The sequence below is a fragment of the Basilea psittacipulmonis DSM 24701 genome (genome assembly GCF_000743945.1).
GTDB lineage: Bacteria > Pseudomonadota > Gammaproteobacteria > Burkholderiales > Burkholderiaceae_B > Basilea > Basilea psittacipulmonis.
In genome coordinates this window covers 213,689-228,273 of record NZ_CP009238.1, presented here as the reverse complement: position 1 = coordinate 228,273, position 14,585 = coordinate 213,689, and the positions used below count along the sequence as shown (strand labels likewise).

At 40.8% G+C, this 14,585-nt stretch carries 16 protein-coding genes; 9 read left to right on the top strand and 7 right to left on the bottom strand.

Annotated features, from left to right (window positions below; all coding sequences use genetic code 11):
* Positions 1-21 precede the first annotated feature (21 nt).
* The 3 genes from IX83_RS01005 to secB are packed head-to-tail and all read left to right on the top strand — an operon-like array spanning position 22 to position 1,187.
* Entirely contained in the window at positions 22-438 is a 417-nt protein-coding gene (locus IX83_RS01005; RefSeq protein ID WP_038498150.1) for a rhodanese-like domain-containing protein, read from the top strand.
* Positions 439-442: 4 nt separating this feature from the next.
* Positions 443-700 carry a glutaredoxin 3 gene (grxC, locus tag IX83_RS01000; protein ID WP_038498147.1) on the top strand — a complete coding sequence of 86 codons (258 nt, stop codon included), beginning with the start codon at positions 443-445 and terminating at the stop codon, positions 698-700.
* Positions 701-713: 13 nt separating this feature from the next.
* A complete protein-coding gene (gene secB, locus IX83_RS00995; RefSeq protein ID WP_038498145.1) occupies positions 714-1,187 on the top strand; it encodes a protein-export chaperone SecB in 474 nt (157 codons plus the stop codon).
* An 82-nt stretch (positions 1,188-1,269) separates the two neighbouring features.
* On the opposite strand, the gene IX83_RS00990 is transcribed toward secB, so the two are convergent.
* Positions 1,270-2,166, bottom strand: coding sequence for a methyltransferase domain-containing protein (locus IX83_RS00990; RefSeq protein WP_038498142.1), 897 nt, complete (start codon positions 2,164-2,166; stop codon positions 1,270-1,272).
* Between the two features lie 77 nt (positions 2,167-2,243).
* Here IX83_RS00990 and IX83_RS00985 point away from each other — a divergent pair, with 77 nt between their 5' ends.
* Together IX83_RS00985 and IX83_RS00980 are read left to right on the top strand one after the other, a co-directional pair.
* On the top strand, positions 2,244-2,936 hold the full coding sequence (locus IX83_RS00985) for a ComF family protein (protein ID WP_077315931.1): 693 nt from the start codon (positions 2,244-2,246) through the stop codon (positions 2,934-2,936).
* Between the two features lie 2 nt (positions 2,937-2,938).
* Positions 2,939-3,409 (top strand): tRNA (cytidine(34)-2'-O)-methyltransferase, encoded by a 471-nt coding sequence (locus IX83_RS00980; RefSeq protein ID WP_038498139.1) that lies wholly within the window; start codon positions 2,939-2,941, stop codon positions 3,407-3,409.
* A gap of 333 nt (positions 3,410-3,742) precedes the next feature.
* Here IX83_RS00980 and IX83_RS00975 read toward each other — a convergent pair whose 3' ends face one another.
* From IX83_RS00975 to rsmB, 4 genes are all read right to left on the bottom strand, one after another.
* A complete protein-coding gene (locus IX83_RS00975) occupies positions 3,743-4,501 on the bottom strand; it encodes a response regulator (protein ID WP_038498136.1) in 759 nt (252 codons plus the stop codon).
* A gap of 78 nt (positions 4,502-4,579) precedes the next feature.
* Positions 4,580-6,844: a sensor histidine kinase gene (locus IX83_RS00970; RefSeq protein ID WP_051918996.1), complete on the bottom strand. Its 2,265-nt coding sequence runs from the start codon at positions 6,842-6,844 to the stop codon at positions 4,580-4,582.
* A gap of 5 nt (positions 6,845-6,849) precedes the next feature.
* On the bottom strand, positions 6,850-7,464 hold the full coding sequence (locus IX83_RS00965; protein ID WP_158074720.1) for a DUF4390 domain-containing protein: 615 nt from the start codon (positions 7,462-7,464) through the stop codon (positions 6,850-6,852).
* A complete protein-coding gene (gene rsmB / locus IX83_RS00960; protein WP_038498130.1) occupies positions 7,439-8,710 on the bottom strand; it encodes a 16S rRNA (cytosine(967)-C(5))-methyltransferase RsmB in 1,272 nt (423 codons plus the stop codon). Before rsmB ends, IX83_RS00965 begins: the two co-directional genes overlap by 26 nt.
* A 130-nt stretch (positions 8,711-8,840) precedes the next feature.
* Here rsmB and rimO point away from each other — a divergent pair, with 130 nt between their 5' ends.
* Positions 8,841-10,166, top strand: a complete 1,326-nt coding sequence (rimO, locus tag IX83_RS00955; protein WP_038498127.1) for a 30S ribosomal protein S12 methylthiotransferase RimO — start codon at positions 8,841-8,843, stop codon at positions 10,164-10,166.
* 67 nt (positions 10,167-10,233) lie between these two features.
* Here the strand turns inward: rimO and fmt are convergent, their stop codons facing one another.
* Positions 10,234-11,157: a methionyl-tRNA formyltransferase gene (fmt, locus tag IX83_RS00950; protein WP_038501367.1), complete on the bottom strand. Its 924-nt coding sequence runs from the start codon at positions 11,155-11,157 to the stop codon at positions 10,234-10,236.
* Between the two features lie 221 nt (positions 11,158-11,378).
* Complete coding sequence (gene dprA, locus IX83_RS00945) at positions 11,379-12,494, bottom strand: DNA-processing protein DprA (protein ID WP_038498124.1); 1,116 nt, start codon at positions 12,492-12,494, stop codon at positions 11,379-11,381.
* 78 nt (positions 12,495-12,572) lie between these two features.
* Between dprA and def the strand changes: the two genes are divergently transcribed.
* From def to IX83_RS00930, 3 genes are read left to right on the top strand one after another with little or no spacing between them, the layout of a single operon-like run.
* The gene (gene def / locus IX83_RS00940; RefSeq protein ID WP_038498121.1) at positions 12,573-13,073 is read left to right on the top strand and encodes a peptide deformylase; all 501 of its coding nucleotides are present in this window, start codon (positions 12,573-12,575) and stop codon (positions 13,071-13,073) included.
* 25 nt (positions 13,074-13,098) lie between these two features.
* On the top strand, positions 13,099-13,779 hold the full coding sequence (locus IX83_RS00935) for an ABC transporter ATP-binding protein (protein WP_038498118.1): 681 nt from the start codon (positions 13,099-13,101) through the stop codon (positions 13,777-13,779).
* Positions 13,766-14,557: an ABC transporter permease gene (locus tag IX83_RS00930; RefSeq protein WP_038498115.1), complete on the top strand. Its 792-nt coding sequence runs from the start codon at positions 13,766-13,768 to the stop codon at positions 14,555-14,557. The genes IX83_RS00935 and IX83_RS00930 overlap by 14 nt, the downstream gene beginning before the upstream one ends.
* Positions 14,558-14,585 lie beyond the last annotated feature (28 nt).

Genomic DNA, 14,585 nt, shown 5'->3' with positions numbered 1-14,585 from the left:
ACCGTAAGCAAGAGGTGAAACGTGAGTTTTCTTACATTTAATTACACATGGGCGTGGGCCTTAATTTTAATCATTGCCTTAATCATGATTGCTGTGCAATCTAAAGGCAGTCCATTTATGTCAAAATTAGGCATTCTCCCTAATGATGCTATTAAACTATGTAATCAAGAAGGGGCCTTATTATTAGACATTCGTAAGGAAGAAGCCTTTAAATCTGTTGCAATTGCTACGTCTAAACACCTAGATGTTTCAAACTTAGAAACACAACTAAAGAAATTTAATGCAAAAAAGCCTATCATATTAGTAGATGCTTTTGATCGTGAGGCATTTAAAGTGGCTAAGACCATTGAAAAGCTCGATCCTAATCGTCCAGTTTACGTGTTACAAGGTGGTATTTCTGCATGGCAAAAAGCAAACTTACCCCTAAAAAGAGGTTAAAAATATGAAAAATGCTGTTACTATCTACTACAGACCCACTTGTCCTTATTGTCAAAAAGCATTTGCTTTACTAGAATCAAAAGGCGTGACCAATATAACTAAAATAGATATTAGCAGTCTTCCATCTGAAAGAGATGTTATGATTGAACGTTCGGGACGCACGACCGTTCCACAGATATTCATTGGCACCACACATGTGGGAGGCTGTGATGATCTTTATGCCCTTGATGCTCAAGGCAAATTAGATACACTTTTACATTAAGAGGAACCCAAAAATGGCTGAACAAAAGAAAGAACCAATTTTTGCACTTCAACGCATTTATCTAAAAGATGCGTCTTTGGAATTACCGAATGCACCGAAAGTATTCTTAGAACAAGAAGCACCTCATGTCGATATTTCTTTAGCCGTTGCTCACACAAAAGTTGAAGATACGATTTATGAAGCAACGGTTCGTGTAACGTTAACAACAAAAGTAAACGACAAAACACTTTATTTGATCGAAGCAGAGCAAGCCGCTATTTTCGCGATTGAGAACATTCCTGAAGATCAATTAGATCCATTATTAAACATTGTTTGTCCACAGATGATTTATCCATACCTACGTGCGAACGTAGCTGATTTAATCACACGTGCGTCATTGCCTCCATTACACCTAGCTGAAGTTAACTTCCAAGGTTTGTATGAGCAAAAACTTGCAGCCGATGCCGCTGAACAAGACAAAAAAACAGAAGATAAGAAATTATCCTAATCCTCCTCAGTAATCAACGACATTTCTCCTGATTATGTTTCCCCTTAGTCACCTTGATTAAGGGTTTTTTTAATGCACCTTATTAAAACATCCGTTTTTGAATGCTTTGCAGTGAAATTCCTACTTCCGATGGCCCTCTTTGAACCATATTGGCACGCCAAGCATGTCCGTAAACCACTTCCAAGTCCAAGTGCAAATAACCATCTGGCTTTCTCTGGGCTTCTAAAGCTTGACAAAGTTTTTGATAAAAACCTCGTCCTTTCAAGCCTGGCGACTGTCCTTTACTAGCATTACCACCGAGAGCATAAACATCTTTTAACAAAGTCTCTGGTTTTTTATATTGCAAGGTAATCACCTCTTGCTCCATGACAGGATCGCTAAATCCTGCATTGACCAACATATCACCCAGATCGTGCATATCCGTATAAGGCATTAAACGACTAGACAGCTGTGCATCGGCGACGGCTTGACGCAACTGAAGAAAATTTCCTGGCCCCAATGTAGTAAACAAACATAACCCCTCAGGACGCAAAATACGCCGCCATTCAGCAAACACTCGTTCAGGACTAGGGTGCCAAAACAAACTTAAATTCGACCAAATCATATCCACCGACTCAGGTGCAATGTCTGTCTTAGCCATATCATGCTCTAAAAACGTCACCGGTGTTTTCTTTAACCAGCGAGCGATGAGACTGGCAGGACGACAACGTTTTCTGGCCTTTTCCAATGCTCGCGAACTAATATCCACCCCTGTATAACGAGCTTGGGGAAACTTTTGTCTTAGTGTTTCATAACGCTGTCCCTCATGACACCCCATATCGACCAAATGCTGAACATTAATCACAATGGGATCTAACTTCTCCATTAAACGCTGTGCAATTTCATCGTAGAAAAAATCAGCATCTTGATTTCCTGAACGTCGTTCGGACTGCTGTTTAACCCATACGGGATGAATGGGCAACTCATGAGTATCTGACATATTTATCCTATCTTATCTTGATCACGCATCACTGCTTTTTTAAAATCATTTTAATCAAATACAAAAACTTTCGCAAAATGAATCTCTTTTCATTTTTGAACCTCATTCCATCCTCTTGTCCTATTTGCCAAGGCAAAAGTCATAAAGGTTTTTTCTGCTCTCATTGTACGCAAACACTGTTAGATCAACATATCCAGCACCCTCGCTGTTCATTTTGTCATGCTTATCTCATTCGTCAACGTTGCCCTAACTGTTCACAACGCCTCACCCAAATCAAACAACTCTACCATCTATTTGATTACATACCACCTTGGTCTTATCTGATTTGGCAATTTAAAAATCAACAAGCCACCCATCTTGCACAGGCGTTTGCACAGTTTGCTTGGGAAAAGCAAGAGGCTCATTTATTTACCCTACCCCAAGATGCCGTACTCATCCCCATTCCCACCAATCCACGTTCTCTTTATAAACGAGGATATAATCCAGCACAGGTATTTGCTCAAAACTTATCCAAGAAATTTCAGCTTCCTTTAGCCACGGGATATTTAAAACGTATTGGGAACCAAAAAAAGTCTTCTCTTAAAAAATCAGAACGTTTTACAAAGGATAAAAGTCAATACTATTGCGATGCTTGGGTACCGCATCCAACCGTTATCTTAGTTGATGATATTTACACAACTGGAAAAACATTACATTTAGCCTCAAGAGCGTTACAATCATCAGGTGTACAAACTATTTATGGCCTCGTTATCGCACGTAGCCAATTTTAACAATGTTTAATATTATTTTAGTTTCGCCAGAAATCCCCGCCAATACAGGCAATATCATTCGTTTAGCTGCCAATACGGGAGCTAATCTTCATCTTATTCGTCCTCTGGGTTTCCAACTGGATGATAAACGTCTTAAACGTGCAGGACTGGATTACCATGAATGGGCTGACATTAAAGTTCATGATGATCTGCGTTCAGCAATTCAGTTTATACAAGCCCCCAAAGACCGCCTATTTGCTATCTCAACAAAAGGCAAAACATTTTCACAATCCGTTCAGTTCCAAGAAAACGATTGTTTTATTTTTGGACGCGAAACATCGGGATTAAGACCTGAAGAATGGGAAATTATCGGACGAGAACAGGCTATTCGACTGCCAATGAAACCTAATTCAAGAAGTTTAAATCTTTCTAATGCTGTCGCCGTTGTCGTGTATGAAGCATGGCGACAAATTAATTATCAAGGCGGTGTTTAGCTACAGAGCTGTTCCACACAGTTTTAAAGGCGAACCTCACCACCCTTTTATCAGCTTATTCATCCGTCGCAAGTGGTGGCAGGGATATAAGCGTGTTTGTATTCTTGATAGGCTGTTTTAAGGATAAGGACATGCCTACCCCCCTTTTTATCAGCTTATTCATCCGTCGCAAGTGGTGGCAGGGGTGCAAGCATGTTTGTATTCTTGATAGGCTGGTTTAAGGGCGAATCCTCTTTAAGCGTTGAGGGTAGGCAAGGATTCAGCGACATTGTCTTACTGAAATAAAAAAGCCAGCAACCTTACTGCTGGCTTTCTCATCATCAAACATCCTTATTAGTCTTTTCGACTACGCTTGGTATCAATACCTAATTGACGTAACTTACGATATAAGTTTGTACGCTCCAAACCTGTACTCTTAGAGACGCGTGTCATACTAAAGTTTTCTTTTGCCAAATGATAATCAAAATACAAACGCTCAAACTGATCTCTAGCCAATCTTAACTCTTGTCCAAGATTAATAGAACCGACTGAGCTGACCAATACATCATCACTTAACGTCGATACATCTGACTCGATTAACGGTGCATTAGCGACTTCTGAAGTTGTTGTTTGTTCAATCGTATCGCCCAAGAACGCATTTTTGCCCATAACACCTTCAGTAATAGAGGTCACTGGCGAAACTTCCTTAATCGCAGCCGCTGATGGTATTTGATTCGCTCTTAATACCATGCCAGAACTTAATGCTTCTTTTACTGTTTTTAATAATTTCTGTAATGCAATAGGTTTTTCTAAAAAAGCCGTCGCACCAATTCTAACCGCTTCTACCGCCGTATCTATCGTACCATGACCACTCATCATAATCACTGGCATCGTTAACAATCCTTGAGCAGACCATTCTTTCAAAAGACTTACGCCGTCTGTATCAGGCATCCAAATATCCAACAAGACTAAGTCTGGGCTAAATTGCTGACGAGCCAATCTAGCCTGAGTCGCATTTTCTGCTAACTCAACGGTATGCCCCTCATCGTAAAGAATTTCAGAAAGTAATTCTCTAATACCAATTTCATCATCAACTACCAGAATTCTGGCCATATTACAACCTTCTAATTACAAACAATTATTCATTAAATGATTAGTCTCGAGTATAGATTATAACCATGCTCGAGCACATTATACTGACTTTATAAGCTTTAAGAACAAAATTGTGACCCTTGCACCCTTAACCTGACGGTTGCATAACTCCACTTTACCACCATGTTCTTCAATAATTTTTTTAACAATCGCCAAGCCCAATCCTGTTCCCGTTGGTTTACTCGTAACATAGGGTTCAAAAGCCGTGTCTAAAAATTCAGGATTAAATCCCTCGCCGACATCATCGATCACCAGTTTCACCACCGATCTTTGTTCATCTTGCAATAACTGAGTACGGATTACAATACCGGCTTCTTCTTGTGACAACACAACATTTTGCAAAGCATCTTTTGCATTACCCAATAGATTGTTCAACACCTGACGCAGTTGATTTTCGTTTCCCTCCACAAAAGGAATATGCGGATCCAAATCCAACATAATAGCGGAAGGATTGTCTGAACCCGCATGCCCTTTTGGATCCCATCCATACAAACTTGCCACATCCACAATTAAGGCATTTAAATCTACCGCTTGATAGGTCGTTTCGGGAGTTTTGGCATAGTCTCTAAAATCATTGACCATTTGTTTAAGCGAACTGACTTGGTTCACAATCGTACCTATCGAACGTTTTAAAAACTCACTATCTTTCTCATCCAGTTTACTTTCTAACTTCATGCTAATTCTTTCAGCAGACAGTTGAATGGGGGTCAAAGGATTTTTAATCTCATGAGCCAAACGTCTAGCCACCTCACCCCACGCGACCACGCGGTTGGCGGCGATCACGCTAGAAATATCATCAAATACCAAAACGTAACCGATTTCATCATGCGTAGTGACTAACTGCATTCCTCTCATCAGCAAGACAATCCCTTTATCCACGCCACTTGCATGTTGTTGCCCGTGAATTTCAATCTGTTCTTGCCAATAAGGTTGATGATTATCATTTTCTTTGTGAATACTAAACGCCAAAGACACCTCTTTTGCAAACTCAGAAATCGATTCAAGACTGGTCAAAGGCTTACCTGGCAACTGACTTAAATCTTCTTCTAAAATCACTTCTGCTGCCCGATTAATGATCGTCACACGCATTTGGCTATCAAATACAATAACCCCTGAAGACAAGCTTTCCAGAATACTTTCTAAATGCAGATTACTTTCTTCTAACTGAGTTTGCTTTGTTTGGACCTCTTGTCTGGCCTCATCTAACTGATTGACCATAAGGTTAAAATCTTCGGTTAACTGGGCAACTTCATCATTTGAGTGTGCTTTGGGCAATAGTTCATACTGTCCTTTAGCCACAGCATGCGTACCTTTTGCCAACTGTAATAAAGGCTCTACCAGTCTTTTAGCCATTCTGAGTGCAACCGAAACCGCCATAAAAATCGTTAACATCAACACCACCGTTAATGCAACGGAAAACAATTTTCGCATGCCATGTCGCGAGATAGATAATTCCTCATAATCGCGAAAACCATTTTGGACCTGCGTTAAGTTATCACTTAAATTTTGGGGAATCAAAATAGTCAGTTGTAACCAATAACTTTCGCTACTGGCACCGCCTAAACTTCCCTCAGATCCCAAACTACTGGACAAAACAGGCAACACCACTCGGATTTGCATAATAGGATGATTAGGATCAGAGCCGTCCACGACTTCAGCACGTGCATATTCTCTAGATACCCTTACCTGATTCAGTACCGATACAGGAGGCAAAGACGGCAATAAACGTCCAAAATTCCCACCCGTAAACGCTAAAATTCGGTTACCCGGAAACGAAAAAACCATCGCATCAGCAGAGGTCCCCATTGCATCTCTCGATTGCAATAAGGTCGATAACAGTTTCGATTCACTCACCCCAATCAAATCTGCATTAATCGCATTAGCCCTAGCTTTTAAATCTGCAATTTGTGTATCGAGTAGGTTTTGTCCCAGTTCAATACCCGATTCCAATGCCTTATCTACCTTGACATTAAACCAAGATTCAATCGAACGCGTCATGTACTGAACAGAAACCAAATAAATCAGCACACCTGGAATAATGGCAATCGCCGCGTAAGACAACGCGTATTTTGCTGTAATTCTGGAACCAAATTTGTTTGTTTTCAGACACCAATACATCCGTACTAACAAAAATACCACCCATGCAGCCAACACCACCGCCAAGAAGCCGATAATGCCTAATAACCATAAGAAATATTCACTAAAGTAGGTATCATTTCCTGTGGCCGTGACTAAGGCACCAATTAAGAAAACACTAAATGCGACAGCAAAAACTAATAAGCCCCTCAAGCACCAATTCACCATCAGTCTTAATCTTGGGGACTTTTGATCTCGAACGTTTTCCATGTTGTTTTTAACGATAAATTAGGGTTACTTAACACATCAAATTCAAAAGCTCTGGGTAATAAAGTAGGATCTAGATATAACCTTATTTTTGCCTCATACGTCTGACCGTCAGGTAAAGCGTCTAAGGTCCCAATTGCCCATCGTCTCAAAGAAGTTAAATGTTTGAGACAATCTTCTAACGATAATTCAATATCCACGACACGATCGGTTTGAATCGACCATTGTTTCAATAACACATGATGATAAATCGTCCACACTTTTTTCTGCGTGCGATATAACTGACTCAAACCCGCTTCTTTTCGATAAATTTCCAACTCATAAGTAAAAGACAAAGGCACGCCTCTTTGAACCGCTATCAACAACTCTTTTTGCAAGCTCAAATCAGCCTCTACCGATAGATAAAAATTTCGATGGTCTTGATTGACCGTTACGTGTTTAATATCAATCATGCTGTATATTTTTTCATTGCTTTCACCGCTAGGCCAAGCTAATACAACCGCCATCAGCACTATCGAACACAACAAAAAAACATAACGCTTAAAAGGAAAATGTTTAAGCTCTTTTTTGGAATTTGGCATAATAAAATCCGTCATGTACGCTAGGCAACAACTGCCGTTGTTCTATCAGTTCAATACCTGCCAACGTTTTAAAATATTCCAACTGTTCTGGCCCCTCTTCTTTAAAAATCGAGCAAGTCGCATAAAGTAGTGTACCGCCCGGTTTCAGCACCTGCCATAAACGGCTTATTATCTCTCTTTGTAAGGAAGCCGTTTGGGCAATATCACTTTCTTTTCTCAGCAAACGAATATCTGGATGTCGTCTCACAATGCCAGAAGCTGTACAAGGCACATCCGCCAAAATCATATCAAAACATTCACCATCCCACCAAGTCTCTAATTTTGCTGCATCGGCGACTTTAAGACAAACTCGATCGCCCATCAACCCTAAGCGTTCTAGATTTTGACGTACCTTTTCCATACGTTTAGCATCAATGTCCAAAGCAGTCAAAGAAATATCCTCACGTTCTAGTAAATGAGCCGTTTTACCCCCTGGTGCAGAACACGCATCCAGCACACGCATACCTTTTTGCAAAGGTAATAATGTCGCGGCCAATTGAGCACCCGAATCTTGAACCGAGCAAGCTCCCTTTTCAAAATCAGGGAGTTTATCAACAGGACAAGCCTGATCCAGAATAATCCCCGAATCGCCTACCAAACGGCCATTCATACCATTTTGTTGGAGTTTTTCAAGGTAACGCTCAGGTGTACAAACACGTTGATTCACCCTTAACACCATTGGACCTGGCGTATACAAACGCTCCATTATCTCAAAACGTTGTTCGCCATAGTCTTGTTCCAAACGTTTTTGCCACCAAATTGGAAATCCATATTTTGCTTCTAAACTTAACGATTCTGCTTGTTCAATCATCGATAATTTTGAACGTAAAAACGATCGTAAACACGCATTTAACAGACCTTTAAAAGGTTTTGTTTTGGGATGACGAGAACAGGCTTTAACCGCCTCATCCACTACTGTAAATTCAGCATAAACAGGTGCTTCAGGCGATTTTGAGGGTAACAACAAGGCTATCGATACCAATAGTAGGCTATCAAACTTGGGATTGGGAGATTTTTTGGTCAACAACTGTTCCTTAATCTTCTGACAAAGATAGTATTGTCTTAATACATAAAAAGCTAAGGACTGCGTAGCGGCTCGATGAGTGACTTTCGGTAGCACATCGTTTAAAGAAGCACCTGATTGAACCGAACGAATACAGTCAGATACCTCTAAAATCAATGAAGATAAGGGAACTAAAGTTGCCATAAATTCAATATAAATAAATTTTACTAAACTCTATCATACCCTATAACGCCTATTTTCACGCTAAAGTTTTACTGTCAAAGAGGATAAAACGTTATAATTCCCCCATCATCTTTAAATAATTAAAATCAATATGGCCAATCCAAAAGTTAGTTTTGTTAGTCTAGGCTGCCCCAAAGCCTTAGTTGATTCTGAGCGTATTTTGACCCAGTTACGCACAGAAGGATATGAAATTTCTTCCGATTATGACGACGCTGCCGTTGTCGTGGTGAATACCTGTGGTTTTATCGATAGTGCCAAAGCAGAATCACTTGATGCTATCGGCGAAGCGATTGCTGAAAACGGACGTGTGATCGTCACAGGCTGTATGGGTGGCGATGAACAGGCGATTCGTGATGTCCACCCAAGCGTTTTGGCGGTGACAGGTCCTCAGCAATACGAGGAAGTAGTACGTGCTGTCCATAAAGTCGCTCCACCCAGCAAAGAACATGATCCGTTTACCGATTTAGTCCCCCCTCAAGGCATTAAACTGACCCCTCGTCACTATGCTTATCTCAAAATTTCTGAGGGCTGCAATCATAGCTGTTCGTTTTGCATTATCCCCTCTATGCGAGGCAAACTCGTCAGTCGCCCAATTGGCGATGTTATGGGGGAAGCAGAAAGACTGGTCAATGCAGGGGTCAAAGAATTATTAGTGATTTCACAAGATACCAGTGCTTATGGTGTGGATCTAAAATATCGTAGTGGTTTCTGGAACGGTCGTCCGATGAAAACACGCTTAGATGAGCTATGCAAAGCTTTGGGAGAACTTGGCGTTTGGGTTCGTTTGCACTATGTGTACCCTTACCCCAGCGTAGATGATATTATTCCTTTAATGGCTGAAGGTAAGATTCTGCCTTACTTGGATATTCCTTTTCAGCATGCCAGTCCCAAAATCTTACGTTCAATGAAACGTCCTGCTTTTGAGGAGAAAACGTTAGAACGTATTAAACAATGGCGAAGCATTTGCCCAGATCTCACAATCCGTTCAACGTTCATCGTGGGTTATCCTGGCGAAACTGAGGAAGATTTCCAATATCTACTAGATTGGTTAGATGAAGCACAGTTAGACCGCATAGGCTGTTTCCAATACTCGAATGTCGAGGGTGCTCAAGCCAATCAGTTACCCGATCAAATTCCCGAAGAAGTAAAACAAGAACGTTGGGAACGCTTTATGGAGCATCAACAAGACATCTCTACCCAACGTTTACAACAAAAAGTTGGCAAACGTATGGAGATTTTAGTCGATGAAATCGCCGAAGATGGCTTAACCATTGGTCGTTCAATGGGTGATGCACCAGAAATTGATGGAAATGTTTTTATTGATACCGAATATGAGCTTTTCCCTGGCGATATTGTCACCTGTGATATTACCGACTCTGATGAATACGATTTATGGGCAACGCCTGTCGTAGAATAAAATTACCATCGTTTTTAAAAAAGCCCATCGCTTGACGCTTTGGGCTTTTTTTAATTATCAGATAGATTTAATGCCAGCCTCGCACAAAAACATCTACTGCCTGACGTTTTCCACCTGGTTTTTGTAATTCCAATAAACGTAACACACCTTGAGCCGTTTGTACATCAATCCCTTGCTCACTTACTTGGATAATTTCACCTATCGGATGTTGATTTGCTCGTTCGTCTAGTACTTGAGAGGCCCAGACTTTGATTCGTTCTCCTTTAAGTGACACACTGGCTCCAGGGACAGGATTAAACGCACGAATCTTACGTTCTAAAGTGCTTGCTGATTCATTCCAGTCTAGTTGAGCTTCTTGCTTAGTGAGTTTTTGGGCATAGGTGATACCTACTTCTGGCTGTGGTTGAGCGTTGATTTCATCGATAGACTTCATAACCTCAACAATCATCTCACCTCCCAATACTGCCAATTCATCATGTAACTGGGCAGCATTTTTATACTCAATCGGCAAGGTTCTTTGAAGCAATACATCGCCTGTATCCAAACCCTCATTCATTTGCATAATACACACACCTGTTTCAGCATCACCTGCCTCAATGGCACGTTGAATGGGTGCTGCTCCTCGCCATCTAGGCAGTAAACTCGCATGAATATTCAAACAGCCGTATTTTGGCAGACTCAACACCCATTTGGGTAGAATTAAACCATAAGCTGCCACCACCATCACATCTGGTTGCAAAGCCTCTAACATGGTCTTGGCTTGGGCCGCCTCATCTGGATATCGACCATCAAGACGTAAGCTTTGCACCTGAATAACGGGGGCGTGATGTTCTAATGCTAAAGATTTCACTGGACTAGGCGTTAATTTCATACCACGTCCAGCAGGGCGATCAGGCTGGGTCATCACCAAAGGCACTTCAAACCCTGCGTCTAAAATGGCTTGATAAGCGACTTTGGCAAATTCTGGTGTACCCGCAAATACGACTTTCATATTTTTATCCATCTTTCTATATCCATTATTTTCAGCTCATTTAATATTATAAAAGAGTTCTATAGTTATCCATATCCCGCTATCATGACATGCTCAGATAAGCCAACACCGCCATCCTCGTTCATCAAAAGATAAGCGTCATCTTACCCAACCATTCTCATCCGCTGTTTAAAAGCCCTTTCACACATCTTTCAAACAATGAGAGTTCGCGTTTATCGGCACTATCGAGACAACTGAATATAACGTCCATCTGGCAATCGTTTAACGCATCCCAACTGCTCCAAACGGAATAATCTTGCATTTAAGCCTGCCAAATCAATACCTGTGTGATAAATCAACTCTTCCAAACTTAATGCTTCAAACCCCATTTTTCTTAAAAACTTTTCTTCTTGATTCGTTAAAGCGGGCTGAACATTCAACGTCATCTCCTCTTGCATTAACAAACCATTCAAATCAAATTCTTGCAAAACATCATCACTAGATTCCACTAGTTTCGCACCGTTCTTAATCAAAGCATGACAACCTTTTGATTCGGGCGAATGAATCGATCCGGGGATGGCAAACACCTCTCTTCCCATATCTAGCGATAATTGTGCCGTAATTAAGGATCCACTTTTTTCGTTAGCTTCAATGACCAAAGTGCCATCGGATAAACCAGCAATAATGCGGTTTCGACGAGGAAAATGATAATTTTTGGCACGGGTATCGAGTGCATATTCACTCACAATCAAACCCTGTTCTGCAACACGATGAGCCAGATCCTTATTCTCAGACGGATAAATATAATTCATACCTGTAGCCATCACCGCAATCGTGGCTTGAGGACAGCCTGCTGCCAAGGCACCTTGATGAGCTGAAGCATCGATACCACGAGCTAATCCACTCACTATACAAAAATGAGGGGCCAAGTTTTTAGCAAATTGTTCAGCATTAGATAAGCCATAAAACGTTGCATTCCGAGAACCTACCATGGCTAACATGCGTCTTTTCAAGGTATCAATATGTCCATGAGCGTACAGCAATATCGGTGGATCGCTAATTTCAAGTAATTTTTTAGGGTATAAAGGATCGGCTAAGGTGAGGATGAAGTTTTGATCCTTACTGGCCCATTCCATGGTTTTTTCAAGTAATGCATCTTGTTCTTGAGTCAAAGGCTTCAAAACTATTTCAGCCTGCTCCATACTCGATAGCAACGCGATCTGAGAGGCTGTTTGTTCAAACACATCAAAACCAAAATGAGCCAACAATATTCTGCAAAAACTAGGTTTAATCTCATGATTTAAAGTCAATCTCAAACAGGTTCGTAATTCTTTTTCCGTGATCGCTGTGATGTTCATGACGTTGACTCCTTTAAGTATTTGTGAATTATATGCCTCAGGAGTATAATTAAACATCATTTAAAGATAATTTGAAATATGTTATTACCCATTTTGACCTACCCTGACGAAAGACTTCATAAAGTAGCGGCACCGGTTAAAGAGATCGATGATCGTGTCAGAGAGATTATAAAAAATATGGCTGAGACCATGTACGATGCTCCTGGCGTAGGTTTGGCGGCTACCCAAGTCGATATACACGAACGCATCGTCGTTATCGATGTTTCCGAAGAAGCTAATGATCTACTCGTATTGATTAATCCAGAAATCACTTGGATGAGCGAGGAGAAAATTCCTTGGGAAGAAGGCTGTTTGTCTGTTCCAGGCATTTATGAAAAAGTCGAACGTTCCGCACAGATTAAAGTCAAAGCTTTTGATGAACAAGGCGAAGCATTTGAATTTGATGCAGATGGACTTTTGGCTGTTTGCGTTCAACACGAGCTTGACCATTTAAATGGCAAAGTATTTGTCGAACGTTTATCGCCTTTAAAATTAAGTCGCATTAAAACAAAAATTAAAAAACAAAAGAAAAACGCCTAATTTCTGTCATCTAAAGAGTAACCTTATGGATGAACCTATTTTATTCACGAGAGATTTAAGTTTTGGGGATCTGCTATCACCCACCGATATCCGCTTATTTCCTCACACTAAGATAGGATTACAAGGTAACTCTGGCAGTGGTAAAAGTGTTTTTCTGAGAACGTTAGCACTATTAAACGAGCCTTCTAAAGGTGATATTTTCTGGAAACAAAAGCCTGTTTTACAGCAGTCTCCCGACGATATTTTGAAATATCGTACACAGATTGCTTATATTCGACAACAGGCTGTTCTCGTGCCAGGAACGGTCGCCGACAACCTTTCCTTGCCTTGGCGTTTAAACATCTATCGCCGTCGAGTATTGAACAAAGAAAACTGGGAAAGGATGTTAACAGAAATTGACCGACCTTTAAATTTTTTGGAAAAAGATAGTCATACTCTATCAGGTGGAGAAGCCCAATTAGTCTGCCTGATGAGAATATTACAGTTAAACCCACAGGTGCTATTACTCGATGAACCTACCGCTGCACTGGACCCTGCTTCTACCGATCATGCGGAACATTTAATCTCTCATTGGTTTGAACAAAGCAACGATCGTTCTTATATCATGGTTTCACATCTACCTGAACAGTTGGATAGAATGTCTGAACATATCTGGACCATGGATCACGGACATCTAAATACCGAGCCTTATCATGTACAACATTAATTGGATTGATTTAAGCATTGCGTCTAGTTTGGTGTGTATCAGCATTTTCATCTCTTTTATGATGAAGCTTGGCTTAGCCAAAAAAACATTGATTGCGGCCATCCGTACCATCGTTCAGTTAAGTGCCATTGGATTTATTCTGAAATATATTTTTTCCACTGATCATCCTTTGTGGGTCGTTATCATCATTTTGATCATGACCATGATAGCGGGTTTATCAGCCGCTGCTCGAAGCCAATACACTTATCGCGGTCAAAAGATCGATTCATTAATCAGCGTATGGATAACCGCTTGGATAGTGGCGATTATCGGGCTTTATATCGTTCTTCATATCCATCCATGGTACTCACCTCAATACATCATCCCTATCATAGGTATGATATTAGGTAATAGTTTAAATGCTGTTTCACTCACATTTCATCGCATCACCCAACTATTGGCTCAAGATAAACCTCAAATTGAAATGTTATTAGCCATGGGAGCTACGCCTTGGGAAGCGTTTCGTCAATGTGCCAAACAAGCGGTTACCGCAGGAATGCTCCCTTCTATTAATAATATGAGTGTTGTCGGTATTGTGAGTTTACCTGGGATGATGACAGGGCAAATCCTTGCAGGAGGCGATCCTGAACAAGCCGTTCGTTATCAAATCGTTATTTTATTTTTAATGTGTGCCGCTGCCAGCATGGGGAGCATATTGGCCGTGGTACTCGTTTACAGACGCTTTTTTACACCACAGGCCATTTTTAAATCAGACAAACTCATTCTCCAAAAAGATTAAATCGATACAAGCGATAAATTTTATCGTG

Coding starts and splice junctions, on each gene's coding strand:
- grxC (WP_038498147.1), top strand. CDS start 443: ATGAAAAATGCTGTTACTATCTACTACAGACCCACTTGTCCTTATTGT.
- secB (WP_038498145.1), top strand. CDS start 714: ATGGCTGAACAAAAGAAAGAACCAATTTTTGCACTTCAACGCATTTAT.
- IX83_RS00990 (WP_038498142.1), bottom strand. CDS start 2,166: ATGTCAGATACTCATGAGTTGCCCATTCATCCCGTATGGGTTAAACAG.
- IX83_RS00985 (WP_077315931.1), top strand. CDS start 2,244: ATGAATCTCTTTTCATTTTTGAACCTCATTCCATCCTCTTGTCCTATT.
- IX83_RS00980 (WP_038498139.1), top strand. CDS start 2,939: ATGTTTAATATTATTTTAGTTTCGCCAGAAATCCCCGCCAATACAGGC.
- IX83_RS00975 (WP_038498136.1), bottom strand. CDS start 4,501: ATGGCCAGAATTCTGGTAGTTGATGATGAAATTGGTATTAGAGAATTA.
- IX83_RS00970 (WP_051918996.1), bottom strand. CDS start 6,844: ATGGTGAATTGGTGCTTGAGGGGCTTATTAGTTTTTGCTGTCGCATTT.
- IX83_RS00965 (WP_158074720.1), bottom strand. CDS start 7,464: ATGCCAAATTCCAAAAAAGAGCTTAAACATTTTCCTTTTAAGCGTTAT.
- rsmB (WP_038498130.1), bottom strand. CDS start 8,710: ATGGCAACTTTAGTTCCCTTATCTTCATTGATTTTAGAGGTATCTGAC.
- rimO (WP_038498127.1), top strand. CDS start 8,841: ATGGCCAATCCAAAAGTTAGTTTTGTTAGTCTAGGCTGCCCCAAAGCC.
- fmt (WP_038501367.1), bottom strand. CDS start 11,157: ATGAAAGTCGTATTTGCGGGTACACCAGAATTTGCCAAAGTCGCTTAT.
- dprA (WP_038498124.1), bottom strand. CDS start 12,494: ATGAACATCACAGCGATCACGGAAAAAGAATTACGAACCTGTTTGAGA.
- def (WP_038498121.1), top strand. CDS start 12,573: ATGTTATTACCCATTTTGACCTACCCTGACGAAAGACTTCATAAAGTA.
- IX83_RS00935 (WP_038498118.1), top strand. CDS start 13,099: ATGGATGAACCTATTTTATTCACGAGAGATTTAAGTTTTGGGGATCTG.
- IX83_RS00930 (WP_038498115.1), top strand. CDS start 13,766: ATGTACAACATTAATTGGATTGATTTAAGCATTGCGTCTAGTTTGGTG.